The 20,521-nt window shown below is 30.3% G+C and carries 18 protein-coding genes; 8 read left to right on the top strand and 10 right to left on the bottom strand.

Annotated features, from left to right (window positions below; genetic code table 11):
* Positions 1-115: 115 nt before the first annotated feature.
* The 3 genes from B2741_RS10885 to rocD all read left to right on the top strand — a co-directional run bounded on the left by B2741_RS10885 (position 116) and on the right by rocD (position 5,334).
* Entirely contained in the window at positions 116-3,184 is a 3,069-nt protein-coding gene (locus B2741_RS10885; protein WP_291138769.1) for a COR domain-containing protein, read from the top strand.
* Positions 3,185-3,187: 3 nt separating this feature from the next.
* The gene (locus B2741_RS10880; RefSeq protein WP_291138768.1) at positions 3,188-3,727 is read left to right on the top strand and encodes a DUF1697 domain-containing protein; all 540 of its coding nucleotides are present in this window, start codon (positions 3,188-3,190) and stop codon (positions 3,725-3,727) included.
* A gap of 326 nt (positions 3,728-4,053) precedes the next feature.
* Positions 4,054-5,334, top strand: coding sequence for an ornithine--oxo-acid transaminase (gene rocD, locus B2741_RS10875; protein WP_291138766.1), 1,281 nt, complete (start codon positions 4,054-4,056; stop codon positions 5,332-5,334).
* Positions 5,335-5,461: 127 nt separating this feature from the next.
* Here the strand turns inward: rocD and B2741_RS10870 are convergent, their stop codons facing one another.
* Positions 5,462-6,058, bottom strand: coding sequence for a hypothetical protein (locus B2741_RS10870; RefSeq protein ID WP_291138764.1), 597 nt, complete (start codon positions 6,056-6,058; stop codon positions 5,462-5,464).
* 137 nt (positions 6,059-6,195) lie between these two features.
* On the opposite strand from B2741_RS10870, the gene B2741_RS10865 reads away from it, so the two are divergent.
* Entirely contained in the window at positions 6,196-7,089 is an 894-nt protein-coding gene (locus B2741_RS10865; RefSeq protein ID WP_291138762.1) for a winged helix-turn-helix domain-containing protein, read from the top strand.
* Positions 7,090-7,193: 104 nt separating this feature from the next.
* On the opposite strand, the gene B2741_RS10860 is transcribed toward B2741_RS10865, so the two are convergent.
* The 5 genes from B2741_RS10860 to B2741_RS10840 form a co-directional block, all read right to left on the bottom strand.
* Complete coding sequence (locus B2741_RS10860) at positions 7,194-7,715, bottom strand: hypothetical protein (protein ID WP_291138760.1); 522 nt, start codon at positions 7,713-7,715, stop codon at positions 7,194-7,196.
* A 176-nt stretch (positions 7,716-7,891) separates the two neighbouring features.
* On the bottom strand, positions 7,892-8,659 hold the full coding sequence (locus tag B2741_RS10855) for a hypothetical protein (RefSeq protein ID WP_291138758.1): 768 nt from the start codon (positions 8,657-8,659) through the stop codon (positions 7,892-7,894).
* A gap of 178 nt (positions 8,660-8,837) precedes the next feature.
* On the bottom strand, positions 8,838-9,509 hold the full coding sequence (locus tag B2741_RS10850) for a hypothetical protein (RefSeq protein ID WP_291138756.1): 672 nt from the start codon (positions 9,507-9,509) through the stop codon (positions 8,838-8,840).
* A 43-nt stretch (positions 9,510-9,552) separates the two neighbouring features.
* The gene (locus B2741_RS10845) at positions 9,553-10,092 is read right to left on the bottom strand and encodes a YceI family protein (RefSeq protein WP_291138754.1); all 540 of its coding nucleotides are present in this window, start codon (positions 10,090-10,092) and stop codon (positions 9,553-9,555) included.
* Positions 10,093-10,107: 15 nt separating this feature from the next.
* Complete coding sequence (locus B2741_RS10840; RefSeq protein WP_291138752.1) at positions 10,108-10,464, bottom strand: c-type cytochrome; 357 nt, start codon at positions 10,462-10,464, stop codon at positions 10,108-10,110.
* Between the two features lie 26 nt (positions 10,465-10,490).
* Here B2741_RS10840 and B2741_RS10835 point away from each other — a divergent pair, with 26 nt between their 5' ends.
* Genes B2741_RS10835 through B2741_RS10820 form a run of 4 tightly spaced genes read left to right on the top strand, consistent with a single transcriptional unit; the run spans position 10,491 to position 13,081 of the window.
* Complete coding sequence (locus tag B2741_RS10835; protein WP_291138750.1) at positions 10,491-10,895, top strand: OB-fold protein; 405 nt, start codon at positions 10,491-10,493, stop codon at positions 10,893-10,895.
* Positions 10,896-10,905: 10 nt separating this feature from the next.
* The gene (locus B2741_RS10830) at positions 10,906-11,421 is read left to right on the top strand and encodes an ankyrin repeat domain-containing protein (protein WP_291138748.1); all 516 of its coding nucleotides are present in this window, start codon (positions 10,906-10,908) and stop codon (positions 11,419-11,421) included.
* 3 nt (positions 11,422-11,424) lie between these two features.
* Positions 11,425-12,192 carry a T9SS type A sorting domain-containing protein gene (locus B2741_RS10825; RefSeq protein ID WP_291138746.1) on the top strand — a complete coding sequence of 256 codons (768 nt, stop codon included), beginning with the start codon at positions 11,425-11,427 and terminating at the stop codon, positions 12,190-12,192.
* A 10-nt stretch (positions 12,193-12,202) separates the two neighbouring features.
* On the top strand, positions 12,203-13,081 hold the full coding sequence (locus tag B2741_RS10820; RefSeq protein ID WP_291138744.1) for a DUF5777 family beta-barrel protein: 879 nt from the start codon (positions 12,203-12,205) through the stop codon (positions 13,079-13,081).
* A gap of 37 nt (positions 13,082-13,118) precedes the next feature.
* On the opposite strand, the gene B2741_RS10815 is transcribed toward B2741_RS10820, so the two are convergent.
* From B2741_RS10815 to B2741_RS10800, 4 genes are all read right to left on the bottom strand, one after another.
* Positions 13,119-15,263, bottom strand: a complete 2,145-nt coding sequence (locus B2741_RS10815; protein WP_291138742.1) for a DUF3857 domain-containing protein — start codon at positions 15,261-15,263, stop codon at positions 13,119-13,121.
* A gap of 9 nt (positions 15,264-15,272) precedes the next feature.
* Complete coding sequence (locus B2741_RS10810; RefSeq protein ID WP_291138740.1) at positions 15,273-17,180, bottom strand: transglutaminase-like domain-containing protein; 1,908 nt, start codon at positions 17,178-17,180, stop codon at positions 15,273-15,275.
* 104 nt (positions 17,181-17,284) lie between these two features.
* On the bottom strand, positions 17,285-19,345 hold the full coding sequence (locus B2741_RS10805; protein WP_291138738.1) for an FG-GAP-like repeat-containing protein: 2,061 nt from the start codon (positions 19,343-19,345) through the stop codon (positions 17,285-17,287).
* A gap of 31 nt (positions 19,346-19,376) precedes the next feature.
* Positions 19,377-20,498, bottom strand: coding sequence for a hypothetical protein (locus B2741_RS10800; protein WP_291138736.1), 1,122 nt, complete (start codon positions 20,496-20,498; stop codon positions 19,377-19,379).
* Between the last annotated feature and the right edge of the window lie 23 nt (positions 20,499-20,521).

The raw sequence follows: 20,521 nt of genomic DNA, 5'->3' as shown, positions 1-20,521 counted from the left end.
ATGAATTGTTTTATTAGAATCTTTAAAGAAAAAATATAGTGTATTAGCTAATTCGTTAAAAACATTCTGATGTTGATATCATGGAATTAGTATATTTGGGGAAATTAGTTTTTTTATGAAGCCAGAAAGTATTCAAAAATTAGAAAGTGAATTTGGTATTGAGTTTAAAGAATGTTATAGTTTTGTTTATGTAAAAAATGGATATATATTAAATGAAAAAGAAACAATAAAAGCACTAAAAATTGAAGAAGATAGTGATGTAACAATTAAAATTATTGATTTTTTAAAAAATGATTTACATGAAATTGAAGAATTGTCATTGAATAATGAAATTGATTTAACTTTTTTAAAAGATTTTAATAACCTAAAAAAGCTAAGAGTTGAGATTAGTTCAAAAGAGAATTTGCAATTGATTAGTGAAATTTCAGGGCTAAATGATTTAGTAATTTACATATCTAATATTGAGGATTTAGATAGTCTCAAAAAATTAAAAGAATTAACTTCATTAACATTTAGTACTAGTGGTGAAAATAATAATATAAATTTTATTAAAGAATTATCAAAACTTAAATTTTTGTCTATTCATCCTTCTGGATTAATAGATTTATCACCAATTTCATTTTTAGATAAACTTGAAATTTTAATGGTATATTCATTGAAATTAAATAATATTGATGAAATTGGTAAATTAAAAAATTTGAAATTTTTGGATTTGGATTGTTGTGAAATAAAAGAACCTGGTTTTATTGGGGAATTAATAAAATTAAAAACCCTAAGACTAAAACTAAATGGTATTTCAAATTTATCTTTTTTAAAAAAATTAATTAAAATAAAGAATTTAAATATAAAATCAAACCCAATAAGTGATATTACAATAATTGGAGAATTAAAAAATTTAGAGTATTTAAGGATTAAAAGAACAAAAGTTTCCGATATTTCTCCATTAAGACACTTAAATAAATTAAAAAAAGTTGATCTCGAAGAAAATGAAATTTCTGACATTACAGATTTATTAAAAAATGATAGTCTTAAATCTGTCAATTTAAGAGGGAATAAAAAAATCGAGATTGATTTTCCAAAAGAAGTTTTAGAAGCAGGTTGGGGAGCAATTAAGCAATATTCTCAAAAGGCTAAGGAAAGAATTCCTTTTAAAAACATCAAGGTTTTGCTGTTAGGAAACCCAAATATTGGGAAGTCTAATTTATTAGAGTATTTAGAAACTAATGAGGTTCCGATATTAAACGATTCAACTCATGGTGTAAGATATAAACACATTGTTTTAAATGATATAAATTTTCATGTTTGGGATTTTGGTGGGCAAGAATATTTTCATGCAACACACAAATTATTTTTTAGCCCAAATGCATTAAACATAATTCTTTGGGGTAAAGACATTCCGAGAAATTCAGACGAAATTGAAAATCAATTTTTTAATTTAGATTATTGGTTACGTATTGTAGAACAATTAAATTATAAATCAAAAAAAGAAGAAGTTTTAATAATAGAAAATAAAATTGATTTAAATAACCCTATTAATCAAGAAACAATTTTAAATCAAAAAGAACTTTCTGAAAATTATAAAATACTTAATTTAAGTTTTACCAATTTTAGCTTGCTTAATCTCAAAAGAACAGAGATTTTTAAAAGTATTTTTCTTGAAAAAGCTGAAAGTATAATGTCAAAGTTTAATTATCCTGCATTTTATGAAGTTTTTTGGAGAAGAATTCAAGAATTAAATAAAGATTTTGTAACTGTTAATGAAATAAATAACCGACCTTCTAAAGAAAATGCTATTGCAGCTTTAAAGGTTTTTCATAACATGGGAATGTTATTGTATTTTCACGAATTAATACCAGATAAAGTCTTTTGTAAACCTCAAGTTTTACTTGAATTATTATATGAAAAAATTTTAAGTAAAGAAAAGAAAGATAGATTAACTCAAAGTGAAATTGAAGAATCAATTACAAAAAATTCTTTGGAATTAAGTGTTGAAGAAGTTATTAATCTACTAAAGTATTTTGATTTAATTTTTGAAATTAATGATGAAAAGGATGTTTATTTTATTCCGCAATATTTAAAATCTATAAATCCTCATATAAAAGATTTAAAAGAACAAATTTTTATTGGTTCTAATATAAAAATAATTGGAGATAATTATTTGATGAGTGTTGCTATGCAAAAAATATTCTCAAAATATGGTAGCTTTGTTAGTAAAGATGATAATGAATACAGGTTTTGGAGAAATGGAATAATTATTAAAAAAGATGGTTGTGTTTTAATGATTGAATTAAATCGAGAAAAACAAACTATTGAGATATATCAAGACAAAGAAGGTAAAAATTTGATTCTTCAAAAAGAAATTGTAGATTTTATTTTAGATTTACCTGAAGATGTTGATTCACCAAAAAGGAATTTTGATAACCATAGGAATAAAAGATGGAGAGATGTTTTAAATTTTGATGACGAAGATTATTCACCCCATTTTTCTGAAAGAATCCAAGAATATGATGGGTATTTAGAGGAGTTTGAAAGTAGGAATTGGGAAAACAAATATAATTGGGTTTCAACTTTTTTTAATGTTTATGTTAGTATAGATTGTGTTTTCTTTGCAGATTGGAAAAAAATAAAAGAAAACGAGGATTTATCAGAAATAAATTTTTGTAATGAAATAGGAGAATTTAAAAAAGTAAATGTAAAAGAATATTGTTATTTGATTGATAAAAAAAATATGCAAGAAGACGAAAATAATAGAGCATTAGTAAAAGAAGTTAATTCTGTAACTAATAATTTTAACGCTCCTGTTAATATAGGAATTCTTGGCAATGATGGTAAAATCGAAGAATTTAAAGTTGTAAATCACGAACTCCCTAATTCTAAATCAAAACCAGGTTTAACAAATGATGAGTTAATCGCTGTTAAAAAATGGAAAAATAATGCTATAAAGGGATTTATTTTATATTTTTTATTTTCAATGTTTTTAGCTTACAACTATATCCAAGAGACTAATTATATAATGGATAAATTGGAATGGAATAATTTTAAACAAAATGAGTTTTCGAAATTAATAATATTTGTTTGGAGTTGTTTAGGTGTTTATTTGTTTTATAAGCTCATTTATGATAGATTTTTTGATCCCTCAAAAGAAAATTCTTATATTGATTTGTATAGAAAAAGAAAAAAATAAACCATGAAAACCCATTTAGCTTTACTTCGCGGAATTAACGTTTCCGGTCACAATATGATAAAAATGGACGTTTTGAAATCGCTTTTAGAAAACGCAGGATTTCAAAATGTACGAACTTATATTCAATCGGGAAATGTTTTTGTGGATTCGGAAGAAGAACATGGTGCTAGTGTTGGGTTTAAAATCAAACAAGAAATCTTCAAAGAATTAGGATTGGAAGTTCCAGTTGTAGTTATTAGTAAAGAAGATTTGGAAGCGTGTTTCAAAAACAATTCATATCTCAAAGAGAAAGATTGCGATACTAAGAAATTGTATGTAGCATTTTTGTCCAAAGAATTACAAGGAAGCGCCATTAACGATTTAAAAATAAGTCAATTCAAACCCGACGAAGCTGCAATTGATAAAAGTAGAATTTACATTAAATATGCAGTTGGAGCAGGAAAAACCAGATTAGATCAAAAATATATCGAGAAAAAATTAAACGTTGTCGCCACAATTAGAAATTGGAATACGGTTACGACGTTGTTAGAAATGTTTGCGTGATTAGCACGCGGATGAAACAGATTCGCAAAGCGAATCGCTGATTTTAACAGATTTCAGAATGTTTTTAGCCTGAATTTAGGAATCTTTTTTGAGTTTTTTTTCATAATTTAAAACTATCATTTTTTGCTTACATGACTTATATGTTTAAAAAAAAACTAAAGTTGCTAGCGGAAACTTTGATAAACAGCGTGTTTCAAAATTGAATTTTTACAGATTATTAAATTTGAATTTGAACTTGCCCTTGATTTTTGTATTTTTGACAACTATTCGGTTGATTTCTCACCATTAAGAAGGAATTGCGATGTAACAATCAACAACAAAATTTTATGTCAGTTTTAGAAAAAATGAGTTCGGCTGAAGCTATTGCATTAGAAGACAAGTATGGTGCACACAATTATCATCCACTACCAGTAGTTTTGAGTAGAGGAGAAGGAGTTTATGTTTGGGATGTAGAAGGAAAGAAATATTACGATTTTCTTTCGGCTTATTCTGCGGTAAATCAAGGACATTGTCATCCAAAAATTGTAGGAGCAATGGTGCAACAAGCCCAAACTTTAACGTTAACATCAAGAGCATTTTACAATGATAAATTAGGGGTTTACGAACAATTTGTAACCAACTATTTCGGATTTGATAAAGTATTACCAATGAACACAGGAGCTGAAGCAGTAGAAACTGCTTTAAAATTGTGTAGAAAATGGGCATACGAGAAAAAAGGAATCAACGAAAACGAAGCGCAAATTATCGTTTGTGATGGTAACTTCCACGGAAGAACTACTACAATCATTTCATTCTCAAACGATGAAAACGCACGTAAAAACTTCGGACCTTATACAGCAGGATTTATTAGCATTCCTTACGATGATATTGAAGCTTTAGAAAAAGCTGTGAATTCATCAAAAAATATTGCTGGATTCTTAGTAGAACCTATTCAAGGGGAAGCTGGAGTTTACACACCATCAGAAGATTTTCTTAAAAGAGCAAAAGCAATTTGTGAAGCCAATAACGTTTTATTCATTGCTGATGAAGTGCAAACAGGTATTGCAAGAACGGGTTCGTTATTAGCGGTTTGTGGTAATTGTACTTGTGAAGCAAAATGTGAAAAACAAGCCACTTATACACAACCAGATATTTTAATCTTAGGAAAAGCATTATCAGGTGGTGCTTATCCAGTTTCGGCTGTTTTGGCAAATGATAGCATTATGAATGTAATTAAGCCAGGACAACACGGTTCTACTTTTGGAGGAAATCCAGTTGCGGCTGCGGTTGCAATGGCGGCTTTAGAAGTAGTTTCGGAAGAGAGTTTATCTCAAAATGCTAGAAAATTAGGAAACATCTTCCGAGGGGAATTAGCAAAATTTATCGAAACGTCAACCATCGCTACTCTAGTAAGAGGAAAAGGTTTGTTGAATGCCGTTGTAATTAACGACACCGAAGAAAGCGACACCGCTTGGAACATTTGTGTACGTTTAGCTGAAAACGGTTTGTTGGCAAAACCAACACACGGAAACATAATTCGTTTTGCTCCTCCGTTAGTAATGACAGAAGAACAACTAAGAGACTGTGTTGCAATTATCATAAATACTTTAAAAGAGTTTGAAAAATAAAAAAAATCCCAATCGAAAGATTGGGATTTTTTTATGAAGCGATTTGACTTCATTATTGATTGTGGGATGTAATATAATTCCGAGCAATCAAATCTTTAGCCAACTAGAGAATTAGTTTAGAAGATTCTTAGCAACCGTCTTTGCTAGGTGCGCGTTTATAAATTATTTTACCGTCTCGTTCTACATAGTCGCCTGCCACTATTGGATAGTAATACTTGGGTGCTTTTGATATGCTATGGCTTTTTATAATAATTTTGTCGTTTACTTTCAGTCTGTACAATTGCTCAAATTCACTGTCAAAATTATAGTTGTTCTTAGTAGACTTTTCTGGTCCAAAACTAAGAATATAATCGTCACCATTAATCCTTACCATCACTCCGAAACCCAATCTTGAGCCTGAAGGAAGAGAAAGAGAGGTTACAATTGCCTCCATATTGGTATAGTCTCTAACGGATTTACTTATTTTAGCAATACCGGCATCCACTTTTTTACCTGCAGGCGACGTTTCCCAATTTTTGAACATTATACCATCAGGGCACGCCTCCCATTTTTTTAATTCAGTATTCCTTTCAGCTGCAGTGAGTTGCTTTTGTATTGACTTTTTAGTGGTTTCAGTTTTAATTTCACGATTAGTACCTGAGCTGTCGGTCAAGGGAGTGAAGCTAAATACCAGTCCGCTTACCACAACCACTGATAAAATTAAAGCATAAATGATTTTTTTCATGTTTTTTAGTTTTAAATTAATGATATAGTTTTATCTTGTTTTAAAGTTAGTGGAGTAAAATTACTTTAATATTTTTCGGGTTGTGAGCTTAAAATTGTAAATAAAAATGTAAACTTTGTAAATATAAACTTGACACTATGTTGAATAGCATAAATCTCCTTCTCGGAAAACGTAATTACCTTTTGGGGTTGTTACTTCTCTTTTTTATTGCTATAATCTGCGTGGCTTTTAATATTGAGGATAGTGACAGTTATAATAATTCTAGAAGAGAAGTTCTTCTTCGTAGGATTGGACATGAAATACTCCTTCAGTCAGGTGATAGTACATCAAGAGTTCTTCCCGTAAAAAAGATAGCTGAAAATGAATATCAGATTAGGTTTGAGAATGAGTTTACTTTTCTGCCTGATTCCCTAATGAGTACTACCCAGCGTTTTTTAGACAACTCGCCACTTTCAAGTAATTATATTGTTAATGTTTTGAACTGTGATAACTCAAGTGTGATTTATGGATATGCTATATCCAAAAATGAGAAAGATGATATTGTAACTTGTAAAGGAAGAAGACAACCAAAGTCATGTTATATTATAAATATCAAATTCAAACCGACAGGAATAGTTACAGCAAAAAATGGATATCTTTTGGGTAGCCTGACTTTTTTAGCCTTTGTAGGTTTTATTTTTTTGAGAAATGTTAAGCCGCAAAAATCTTTACCAGACGGTCAAAATGCTAATATGTTCGTTTTGGGTTCGCTATTATTTGATGCAAAAAATAAGAAACTTGTTGCAGATGAAAAAACAATTGACTTAACTGGAACGGAAACCCGTGTATTGCTCATTTTCGCATCGTCTCCTAATGAAACCATAGAGAGAAGCCGATTGCAAAAAGAGATTTGGGAAGATGAAGGTGTTATTGTGGGGCGAAGTTTAGACATGTTTATATCAAAACTTAGAAAAAAGCTAGAATTTGACCCCAATATCAATATTGTTGTTATACGCGGTAAAGGATATAAACTTGAAGTTAGCACTACATAAAATACAATGAATTCGTATTTGAACTAGCACAGTGTTGAACGTGAAAATTGGGTTAGATTTTTGAATTTAGGGTTTATTACCACTAAACCGCTTTTAACGGAAGTTTATTTCACTTTGGAAACTAACACTATAATTCCATCAAATTCTTCATTATGCAAAACAAGAAATTTGTTACTGTTTTTATAAACAGTAGCTGTTTGAATGTCTTTTCCAGCGTCTATTGAATAAGCTTCTTCTTTAGTTATTATTTTGTTGTCAAGTATAAAAAGAATTTTACTATTTTGTGCATCTGTTGATTCTGAATATTTTACAAGATTTGTTTTAATCATTAGAACTCCATCTTTAGCATTTTCTCCCCAAATCACCTCTCCGGTTCCAGAGCTTTTACTAATAGAATTTATATCATCTATGTTTTCAGGTTTTAAGATTGCATATTGGTATAAGTTTTCTTTTGAAGTAGGTTTTCCATCTATTACGAGTAAAGGATTGGTGCCTAAATCATCAGAATATTTTTTCTGTTTTAAAAATTCGATAATGTAATTATTTGTTTTTTCTTCAAATGTTGATATTTGAGAATAACTATTTATTGTTATTGTTAAAATAATTAGAATAAGTATTTTTTTCATTGTTCTATGTTTAACGATTCGTTTTTAAATTACCACCAACATGTCGCGGCTTTAAGAAGTGGCGATGAACCAAGACCAAGCCTTTACAAATATAACCAAAACTTTAAATTAAAAACCTTTTCCATTTCAAATAAATCCCGAGCCTCGCCATTTCTTGAAACCGCTGTTGTGCTATGTCATGGTTTTGGTATATTCGGACTTAACTCAATCAAAATGCGAAATCTTGCTTGGCATTTATCATTATACACTTCTTCATTTCCCATAATCCAATTATATGTTTTTGGGTAAAGAAATTCTAAAATGTTGTACGAAGTAAGCCAAAACGAACTTTCAAATAATTGAATATGTAAATCATTTTTATTAGGATCTATAGAGAGTAAGAAATCACCAGCTTCAATAAACTTATCTTGTTGATATCTTGCATACATTGTAATTAAAGATTTTTTAGACTTATTACTTCTATGTGCAATATAATTTCTAATTATATAATAATCATCAATTCTTTTACACGCATCTTTATTTAGGTTTAAAAAAGGATTCTGATTGTCAATTAGTATTTTTTTTGAAATTGCCTTTAGATTGTTTGCACCTTTTAAATCAAAATATCCAAGTCCATTCAAATAAGCTATGCATTCGTCTGTAGTTATTTTTTTTGGCAAGTTCAACGATAATTGATTTGCTAATTTACTAGTGTCTGTTTTTAGACATTCACATATTATTTTTTCTATATACCATTCCCAATCACAAAGAGTCTTAATAGTAAATGCTTCAAAAACTTGTTGAACCTCATATTTTGAAAAAACTTTACCAGTCAATTTCATAATTTTATGAGCTAAAAATTCGGCTTGAGAAAATAATCTTGCCATATACATTATGGTATATTGACAGCCAATGGTTTTAAATTCACCATTATTTATTATATTTTCAATTTCTTCTTTAAGCATAGTTTTTTATGATTTCGCACAACTTGTATATATGTCTGACAAACGTCAGTTTCATCTTTGTTCAAAAATAATAAAAAAATCTTACAAATCATCAATAGGTTTTGTGCATCATCAAATTACAACAAACAAAAAAAGCACCGATTTCTCAGTGCTTCTTATATCATAAATGAAGTTAGTATTACATACCACCCATTTGTTTTTGGAATTCTTCCATAGTTGTTTTTGTGTAACCTTCACCAACTTTAAAAGCTTCGGCAGAAACTTCTTTTGAAAACTTAGTAGCTTTCATTACCATGTCGCCTTGAGCCGTTTGAGTTGTAATTTCTAAAGGGTAACCAGCAAGTTTTAATTTAGATTCTGCCGCACCCATTTGTGGTGCAATTGCTTCTGTTATATATAATGTGCTTTTTGTGCCATCGTTCATGTTTACAGTAGCTTTATAACATTTAAAACCTGCAATTTCTTTTGTATCTTTTTTATCGTAAACAATATCTTTTGCGTTGTCTAAATTGGTAAGACCATTTGCATTTTTTGAAGCTTCTTCTCCAGCATCAGTAATTTCATATTTCATACCCATTACTTCAACCGTCATTTTCGTGTCTTTTTTATTCTCATTAGGAACGATGGTTTTCATTAACATCATACCACCCATCATGCTCATATCGGTAGCTTGCGTTTTTTCATCAAAGTGAACTGTTATAGTACTTTCACCCATAGCTGCCATTTCTTCGCTAACATTAGGCATTGTCATACTGTAAGTTACAGAACCTTTTTTTAATTGTGTTTGAGCAGTAGCTGTAATTCCTACAAATAATAAGGCAGTTAATGCAATTTGTGTGAGTTTTTTCATTTGAATAGTTTGTTTGAATAATATTGGTAAATATAATAAAATACTATTTCAATACAAATTCAAAGCGAACATTTACTTTTTTGGTCACTTTTTTGTTTACCACACTTGGAATTTCAATGTCGAAATCGTCTGTATTGACAGTAAAGTCTGATACAATTTCTATGCCATCTTTTCCTTTTTTAATTTTTGCAGTAATCGCAATATCCTTTGATTTTCCATGTAGTTCTAATTTACCTTTAATGGTATAGTTGTTTGCAGTTGTAGTTATTTTAGATAAGTCGAAATTCTCTATTTTCCCTTTAAAAGTTGCTTTGGGAAATTTGTCGCTTTCCACATAATTTTCATTAAAATGTTCTTCCATTAAAGCGACTTTAAATCGGAATCCCTTCAGCAAAGCTAAAGAAGCTATTTCTCCAGTTTTCGTATTTAATACACAAGAAACGCCTGAATTTTTGGCTTTTACTTCTTCAAACGACGGTACCGAAGCTTCAAAAGTTATGGTTCCAGTTTTCGTAATTAATTTGTCTTGTGCAAAGCTGAGGCTACTAATTAAAAGTAAAGCCATAATTATTTTAGTTTTCATAATCTTAAAATTTAGTTATTGAGGAAAATCGGCATTTTGCCATGCTATAATAATATTTATGTCATTTTGAGATAATCTAGGACCACCAAGTGGCATGGCTCCAGATGTTCCTTCTGGTCTTGAAATTCGGTCAATTAAATTATTTAAAACCGAAGCCTTCACATTTTCGTATGTAGTTAAAGAATTGGGTGCGCCAAAATTGGTTGGGTTTCCATGGCAATTCAAGCAATTGTTTTGAATTATGGGTCTCACATCATTTTGATAACTTATTGAAGTTGGAATCTCAGTTTCTGTTAAGTCGGAAACACTGTCTTCGCTACAACTCATAAACGTTACTAAAATAAGAGCTAGAATTGGGAGTTTTTGTGTCATTTTTTTCATTTTAAAAAGTATTAGTTATGAATAGAAAATTAAAATTTAGGTTAGGACTTGGTATTGTTTTGGTAATGATTTCTGCCATTGTTGTTTTGAATTTTTATATGTATCAATCGCATCGCGATATAGATGCTGAACAAGCCGCTTTTGAAACTAGTGTGAGTGAATTATCGCAACGTTTCATAAATAATCCAGATTCTTCAACTGTAACTTATGCTGACCAAACTATTTCCATATACGGAAATGTAACAGCATTGGATTTAAAGCAAAACACAATTACGTTAGATAATAAGTTAATTGCTACTGCTTCTAAGGAACAAATGAATAAAGCCAAGATGGGAGAATTGGTAAAATTAAAAGGACGATTTATTGGCTTTGACGAATTGTTCAATGAGTTACGAATGGATCAATGTACAATTGAAGAATAAATTGAAACGTATGAAATCAATTATTTTAATCATCGCTTTTTTGGGATTTTCTTCGGTTTTTTCTCAAGCCAATATTTTTGATGTTGCCAGAAGAGGAACAGTTGCCGAAATGACTTCTTTATTAACAGCACAACCTCAAGCAATAGAGAGTAAAACCGCTCAAGGATTTACGCCTTTGATTTTAGCTTGTTACAACAGTAATGATGATGTAGCTACTTTTTTAATTCAACAAAAAGCCAGTTTAAATAATGTGAGTCCAAATGGAACTGCATTAATGGCTACGGTAGTTAAAAATAATCAAAAATTAGCAAAATTATTACTAGACCACAACGCTAATCCCGATTTACAAGACGGAAATGGCTATACAGCTTTACATTATGCGATTCAATTTAGAAATTATGAAATGATAGCACTTTTGATGCAATATCAGCCTCAAATTACTATAAAAGATAATATGGGAATGACAGCAAAAGCATATGCAATGAACTTAAAAGACGAACAAATACAACACTTATTAAAACTATAGATTATGAAAAAAATTACTTTTTTATTTTATTTTTTAGCCACTTTTTACAGTTCGGCACAGGGTTATTCAACCGGAACAATTAGTTTGAACAATACGGCTGGTGTTGCTATGACGGCTAAGATTGATGTGAACACTTTAGTAACTCTTACTTTAACTGGACCTTCTAATCGCTGGTTTGCTTTAGGTTTTGGAGCTAGTTCAATGACCGCAGGAACAGATGTAGTAGTTTGTCATGCAAATACCGTTGCGTTGCCTTCATTTGATCGATATCTAACTGGGTTTTCAGCACCTGTTTCTGATGGCGCTCAGCATTGGACCATAACGTCAAATACGGTAAGTGGTTCTGTTCGAACTATTATTGCTACAAGAGCATTGAGTACCGGTGATACAAATGATTATACATTCTCATCCAATCCAAATCCAATAAGTTTGATTTGGGCTTACGGAAGTACGGCAAACAGTTACGCTTTATCGTATCACGGGGGAAGAGGAGTAACTTCGGCTAATTTCACTCTAGGAAACAACGATTTTGTATTGTCAGAGTTTAAGATGTATCCAAATCCTGCTAAAGACTATGTCACGATTGATTTATCTGATTTAACTTCTAACGCAACCATTTTCATATATGATTACTTAGGACGACTTGTTAAAAAAGAATTACTAAATACAACTTCTTCAAGAATAGAAACATCCAATTTGCAAAAAGGAACGTATATAGTTAAAGTTGATTCTGATAATGGATTAGCCTCTAAAATTCTAATAGTAGATTAAAACAAATTTTATGAAAAAAACATTCTTCTTTGCCTTGATGTTCCCATTTTTGGGATTTGCCCAAGATGATTTATTAAGTGAAATCGATTCTGTTCCTCAAAATCAAAAGGTAGAATCGGCTTTTAAATCGTTAAAAATTGTGAATTTAGAATCTACAAAATTAGCCGCAAAAGGTGACTTTTATTTTGTGGTAGCGCATCGTTTTGGATTTGTAAATAATGGATTTGACGATTTTTTTGGATTGGATAATGCCAATACCCAATTAAAATTTCTTTACGGAGTAAATGAATGGTTAACCGTTCACGTAGCAAGAAGTGGTTTTCAAGAAACCTATGATGCAGCGATAAAATATCGATTGTTTGCGCAAGGAGAAAATAACTTTCCAGTGACTATTGTAGGATTTAATAGTGTTGCTGTTAATACAGAATTAAAAGAGGAAGATTATCCAAAATTAGAATTTGAAAATCGCCTGAGTTTTGCCACTCAAATTTTAATTTCTCGAAAATTTTCAGAAAAGTTATCATTAGAATTGGCGCCAACCCTTTTTCATGAAAATACATTACGTGATGTTTTAGATGAAAATAATATGGTAATTTCTCCAAATCCTCAAGATAATACACAATATGCAATAGGAATTGGAGGTCGTTATAAGTTAACTAAACGTTGGTCGTTTAACATAGATTATGTAGCTCATTTAAACCGCGCTAACGAATCTATTTATAAAAATCCGCTATCGATAGGTTTTGATTTAGAAACTGGCGGACACGTTTTTCAAATGCATTTTACAAATGCAACGGCAATGCATGAAACAGGTTATTTAGGACAAACAGTAGGTGATTGGGGAAAAGGCGAGTTTGGTTTTGGATTTAATTTGGTACGAGTTTTTTAAAGCATAAAAAAACCGAGCTTAGCTCGGTTTTTAATTTTTAATTCTTCTTAAGTAATACTTTCTCTTGTGAAAACTGGTATGCCGCATCTAAGAAGGCAATCATTTTTTTCCAATTGGCATTAGGTTCGTACGAATTGATGTAATTTTTTGTGGAAACAATAACTAATTTATTGTCTTTTATTTCGGCTTTGCTTACAAAACTTCCTGTTTCATTTTCCACTTTTACGTTTAGTTTTTCTAAACCACTAACAGTATATCCTTCTGGAATATCCAAATTAATAGTGTATTCAAAAGAACGTGGGAAAATGGTATAAATATTATTGGTTCTTTCGTATTCTTTTTCTTCAATATCTACTTGTGAACTGATGAATTTTCCAATATCTAAAATATAATTGTTTCCTGCTTTTTTGATAAAATTTGAAGTAATAGTGAAGTTTTCTGTAATCACTAATGGTTCATTAATACCAAATCTTCCTGTTTTATCAACCTTTAAGTCGTGTTTGTCAACTTTAATGTCGTATTCTTCTTCAATTTCCTTTTTGAATTTTTCAACCTGATTTTGTTTAAATTTTTCAATTAAAGCAGCGTATTCTTTTTTGTATTTGTCTTTATCTTTTTGTTTTCGAACTAAATCTAAAACTGGACTGGTTCCATATTTTTCATAATCTTCACTAATATAATCATAGAAGAAAATTTTGCTATTGTGCTCAAACTCTTTATTATGACCATATAATGAAGAAATTTTTGTGGCATTTGCAGTTGTAAAATCTGTATTTACTGAAAGATTAGTTGTCACTTTTGTGACGTTGTCTTTATAGGTTAAACCTGGAAGTTTTATTTCTTCAATATCACTTACTTTTTTACTTTTTGAAACTTTTAAAGCATAAGCTTTTGTATTTTCTAAAGTACTGTCAAATTGATTTGGGATAGAAAAAGGATCAAAAATTCCGAAATAAATAGGGCTTTCTGTATTTACTTTTAAAAGAATTCTAATGTTTTCCTGAATTAACACATCACTTATTGGACCATTTTCTCTTCCCGTTGCAACTATGATATCAAATTCGATTTTTTGCTTTTTTAGAAATTGCATGAAATAATTAATGAACTGTTCTTCTTTTGTAAAGAAAACAGGATCATAACCATAAAGTCCAAAAGGATTCATAATATTTGCATCGTTAATTACAAAAGCTTCAATGTATCTTGTGTAAAATTGATGACGCATAAAATAATATACAGCGTTTACTTTTTCTTCATTAGATTTAAAGTTTTTACCTTTTAAAAAGTTTTCTACATCATTTAAATTACCTGATGGATAAAATTTGGTATCATAATAATTAAAAATATCTTCTTTAGAAACCGTTCTTTTAATGATACTTTCTTTTTCAGGTAAAAAAGCAGCAGCTCTTTGCTCAAACTTTCCCGAACGCGCAAAATAAACTTGAAATTTATAACAAGGAAGTTCTACTAATGGTAAAAACCATCTTGGAAAATCGTTTTTTGGAATATCAGTTGCTACAATTTCATATTTACGTTCGCCACTTTTATCTAAAGGAATTTGTTTTAATTCAGGACCATTATTGTAAGTGTTGAAGTTAACAAAGAAATCATTTTCGGTTTGAAAAGTTAATTTGTAATTTAAAATGGGATAACTTTCGCCAAGTGTTCTTTCTACGGCATCAAATCCAAATTCATAAGTTGAACTGAAGGTTTCTGTACTGTAATTATAGAAATCAATAATGTCGCCAATTTCTAAATTTGGAACGGCAATTTTTTTCTCCTTGTCAACGGTAACGGCTTCTTTTTCGGTATTAATAATGTTTTCTGTTCCGTTTGGTTTAATAACTTTTATACCAATAACTGTTTTAAGAACAGCTCCATATCTTGGATTTGATTTTTCAGAATAATTAAATTCTGAAAAACTTGTAACAGCAGCCTGGTCGTTTAATTTAACTCTTTTTCTGAAGGCTGCTCTAAAGGTTACGCTTTTTCCAAATTTATGAAAATCATAATCTTCATATTTATAAATGATTACAGCAGATTCGTTTTTATACTTATCTGGAATAGTATTTTGGCTTTTGTATTCGTCATTTTTGCCCCAAAAGAAATCTTTAATTTCGTCTTTTGTTTGCGCTTGTGAAAGACTAACCCAAAGAAAGGTTAGTAAGAATAATTTGAATTTCATTTTGGATTTTTATTTGGTTAAAACAACTTGTTCTGAATAGTTTTTTTGAATTGTTGCGTAATGATTTTTCCAATCATTAAATTTTGATGACTTGATGATTCCGTTTTTAAATTGGAATTGTTTGGTATATTCTAACGTATTTCCTTTTACTTCATATTTCATTGAAATGGTATAATCATCTGTAATTATCGAAATATTTTCAGGCATTTTTGTTACTTTATAACCATCAGGAATTTGTAAACTAATCGTAATGTCGTCAAATGATTTATAGCTCAACATGAAATCAGTTTTGCGCTCTTTAAAATCAAATGAATTATATTCTTTACTGTAATTCAAATCCACATAAATTTCATTATCAAAAGAAGAAACATGATTGGCAATGGAAACATCATAATCCAAAGTTAGTTTTTGATCTCTATTTAATAAATCGGAAGTCTTAATATTAGTTACGGTACAATTTTTATCTTTCGAATTCAAATACCATCGTAAAGCATCTTCTTTTTTATCGTTTTTTATAGAGTTATAGCTGTATAAAAAAGAAGCTCTACTTTCGCCAAGATATTCCGCTTTTACTTTTCCTTTTAAACTTTCGTTTTCAATTACGTAGTTAATTACACTTTTTTCTGTGTTTGAAGCTGCTTTTTGTACTGGAATTCTATCTAAAATAAATTTATCGCCATCTTCAATTAATACTTCTTTTCCTTGAATTCTTTGAGCGTATTCTCCAAACGAATTGTATTTTTCAGTTCCGTCTAAGAAGTATTTCTTCCCATCTTTAATCAAAGCGCAAATCATGTGGTTGTCTACAGATAGGGAAGGTGTACTATAATCATAAGCAATATGGTTGGTTCCAATCCAACACAATCTAGCATCAAAACCTGCTAGCTTTAGCATTTGTTTTGTTAAGTTGGCCATTCCTTTACAATCGCCATATCTTTTTTGGAAAACATTCTGAGAATCATCGGGTTTAAAACCTGCAATTCCGTCTTCAAAAGCAATGTATCTTATATTGTCTTGAACCCAATAATAGATGTTTTTTATCTTCTCTTCGTCGGTTTTTGCATTGGCAGTTAATTCTTTTACTTTTTCAGCAAAAATGGCAGGATTATCTTTCATGGAATCTACAAGCGATTTGTACCATTTATATAAATCGGCAGTAGAACTAAAAAGCGTTTTCTTCTCGTTTTTAACCGAAAATGATTTTGCAACAAATAAGATATGTGGATATAAAAAACTTGGTCCAGGACTATAATTTTCTTTTGGGTTTCCGTTTAAATTCTCAATCGTGTAGGTGTAAATGGTGTTTTCAGCATTTTGAGTAATTGCTTTTTTAATTGCAAATCCGTCGAAGTTAAATTCTTTAATTTCTAAATCTAACCATTTTGGAATTTCAATAATTACTTTTTTTTCAATAACTGGAAATTCATCACTAAAGTAAATACTTGTAAAATATTTACTGTCTTTGATTTTCTTTTCCATTTGATATTTGTAAGTATAACCTTGAACGGGAAAATCAACTTGCATGAATTTTACTCGTGCATCATTGTAGAATAAGTCATCACTTTTGTAAAACTCATCATTTACAATAAAGTTAGCTTGTTTATCGGTTTTGTATTTTAAAGAGAAATTCTCAATGCTAGATTGACTGTCATAAAACTCATATTTCTGAATATCCGCTCTATGGTTTATGTTCATTAAATGTTCTTTTACGCTGTAATTAACTTCAACAAGGTCATTTGTTTTGTTAATATTAAAAGTCACTTTTTCGGTACTGTTAAGAATTGCGATATCAAATTTATCGTACTTTTCTCGTATCGATTTTGCAGTTTTAATTTCTTCAGGAGATGGATCTGCATTTTTTTGGGCAACAGATGAAATACAAAAGAAAAGGACGAATAAAAATGGAAAAATTTTCATGTTAAAATAATTTGCAATAATATAAAAAAATAGTTTACATATTAAAATAAAAACTGCCTTTTATTAAAGGCAGTTTTTATTTTTTAATCAAAAAAAGAATGGTCTTATTTTTTCAGAAAACTTTCCGAATATTTTTTTCCATCTTCTGTCTCAATCAAAAGAATATAAAATCCTTCAGACAAATCTGAAACCGAAACACTTGAATTAGAAAGTTGTACATTTTTAACTACTTTTCCTAATGTTGAAATGATAGAAATGTTTTTAATAGATAGCATTTCGATATTTGAAAGTGTAAGAATATCAGATGTTGGGTTAGGATATAATTTAATTTTTGAATTACCATTATCAACTAAACTCAAAGGACTAGAGCCTTCAATAATTGTTAAAGCTTGATTAATGTTAGGATTATTGATAACATCCACTACACCAGATGGCCAAATAACCACAACTTGAGTAATTGCTGTTTCTGTACCAATTCCAAAATGAGCATTCAAAGTACTCATGTGTCTGAATCCTTCTCCACTTCTAATGTCTCTAATTTGTTTTCCCCATGCGCCATGAATTTCAACTCTTGCACCAATTCCGTTTCTATTACTTTGAATGCCTTGAAGATTGAATTTTATCCAATTGTTTCCGTTTGGAACGGCATATCGAATAGTTGTACCGCTTTGAAAATCTAAAAACCCATCATTGTTTAAATCACCCACAGAAGAAACCCCTAATCCAGTGTATGTAACCGGAGCAAAAGTATTGTTGCCTTGATTAAACATGATTTTATTTCCACCACCAATTACATCTACTTTACCATCATTGTCAAAGTCATATGCTAAATTATCAATATTTGTTGAAATATTGGTATCCCATCCTGAACCTACAGTAATATTAGAGTAAGCCTCTTCAGTTCCATTGGTAGTGTCTAAATTATTTCTGAAAAAATTATGTGCTCCTGAACTTGCAGTTATTATGATGTCCATATCTCCATCGTTATCAAAATCAGCAATAGCAGACGACCAAGTTTGTATAGGTGTAATGTTAATTCCAGCTAAAGCAGAAATATTAGTGTAAACTCCATTTCCATCATTACGATATAATTCACATGGAGGACCAGAACATTTTGATACAAAAACATCAGAATCACCATCGTTATCAAAATCTGTGAATAAAGTAGCGTAGTTTCCAGTTGTTGTTGCAATGCTCATTGCACCAGGAGTTACTGTAGATTGATAAAAAGTTAAAGCACCAGTTCCATCATTTAAGTAGTAACAACTTGGAGCAATATCATGACAAACAAAAACATCTAAATTTCCATCGTTGTTTAGGTCTGTAAAATTAGTTCTTTGTGAAAAAATGTACTGTCCAGGTGTGTTTGTTGCATATGCAGTTCCGGTACTATTTGATGTCAAGATTGTAGCGCCACTACCATTTCCTAAAACAACATCGTTAAAACCATCTTTGTTATAATCTCCAGCCGCTAAACTCCAGTTAGGTTGTAAAACGGTTCCAGATAATGGATAATCAGTAACAGTATAAGTTCCTGGAGTAGAAGTTTGATAATGTATTCTCATATTAGCCGCACTTATACCAACAATATCATCTTTGTAGTCTCCATTCATGTCAACAACACAAATATTGTAACCGCTATTAATAGTAGCTACAGTTTGTGTTGTATATGAAATCGGTGTGGTAGGTACTATAATTGTACTCTCAGATAATTGAAAACTGAATCCTGTATTGTTTGTTGTATTTAACCATCTGTTGTCCCAAGCAATATAATAGGTTGTTCCAGCAACTACATTAAAAGTAGTTACAGAAGAATAACCTGAACCAGTATCATCATCTCCTGCATAACAAGTTAAAGTCGCACAATCACCAGTATAAATATGAACACGAGTGTCTTTTCTTGGAGTGTTTGCTGCAATATCAGATGTTATTGTTACCGAATAATTTTGAGTTGGAGTGTATGCATACCATTCACCAGCTGGAATATTTCCAACAGGAATAGCATTGTTAGCTGCACAAAATGTAGTTGGTTGCGTTCCATTAATAACTCCAACTGTATAAATTCCAGGACCCGAAATTGGTGAAGCAGTGCCACAATCGTCCTGGGCATGTATTCCTAAAGAAGAAAATAATGAAAATAGAAAATAAAAAGTAGTTTTTTTCATAGTTGAGTTGTTTTAGTTAGTAGGTTAGTTTTTAATTGCAAGGTGTTAATGAATTAATCCATTCTTCAACAAGAAGTACGCCCTCTTCATGAATTACTGTTCGTCCATGTAAAGGCATTCTGTATGTTTCATCAACAGTATTAAGCCTATGATAAAGCATAGATCTGTAAATATTTCCTGGAGTAACGAGTTTAGAAAGTGCAGGTTCAAAATTTTGCATATCCTGAGTATCTACGCAAACCCCCATGTTTGTTAAATTATTATTGGTTTCCGAAAAAGCAAATTTCATTGGTCTATAATCGCAGTGACCGTGTTCTTTGTGACAATGAGCGCAATTAATATCAAAATAAGAGCGAACTCTTTTTTCAAGAGGTTTACTGCTGTCATTATAATCAACAATGGTGTTTGCTTCTGAAGGTAAACTGAAATTATTTGTCAATAAACCAGCATCAATCCATTTTGTTAACTGATTTTTGGTTTCGCTACCGTAATTGAATACTTTGTTTAAATTTTGTGGTTTTATACCAATAGGAATATTTTTTTGAACATAATTCCCGTTTTCATAACTTTTAGTTTTATGACAAACGATACATTGCGATTCATTTGGAATACGATAATCCACAGTTCGGGTTACATTATTTTCATCTTTAAATGTAATATTTTTTGTGCTTCCATTCAAATCTAAATAGGCTTCTGTTTGATCATCATTCCAAACATAATCAGCAAAAATCCATCCATCAGATTTTCGAATCATAATTCGTGTTTCAATGATTTTTGTAGTATTAGAAGGTTGCACATTGTCATAATAGAAAGTTTTAATAATAGCAGCACCCACAGGAAGATCTAATATTTGATCATCACCATTATAAGTTGCTTTCATTCCATTTGGTAACCAAACAAATCTTTTTTTATGTGCATAATCGGTAAATAAAGAAGAAATTGGTTCGTAGGGTAAAACATCTAATGAAGGAACTTGATTCTTCATTTCTCCGTCAAAAAAATGATAGTCTGATAATTTAGGATATGGAACCTGTGTTAAATCTACAGTTACTGGTGAAACTGGAGTGTATTCTTCGTCATCATTGTCTGTACAAGAAAAAAATATAAGAAGTGAAATAGCAAAAAAGGATAGAATTGCGTATTTTTTTGTCATATTAGTGGGGTTTGTTTGTTTTT

Origin of the sequence: Flavobacterium sp. UBA7663 (assembly GCF_002483315.1) — a bacterium.
Taxonomy (GTDB): domain Bacteria; phylum Bacteroidota; class Bacteroidia; order Flavobacteriales; family Flavobacteriaceae; genus Flavobacterium.
The sequence above is the reverse complement of the archived record's forward strand: the minus strand, read 5'-3'. Positions and strand labels throughout refer to the sequence as shown.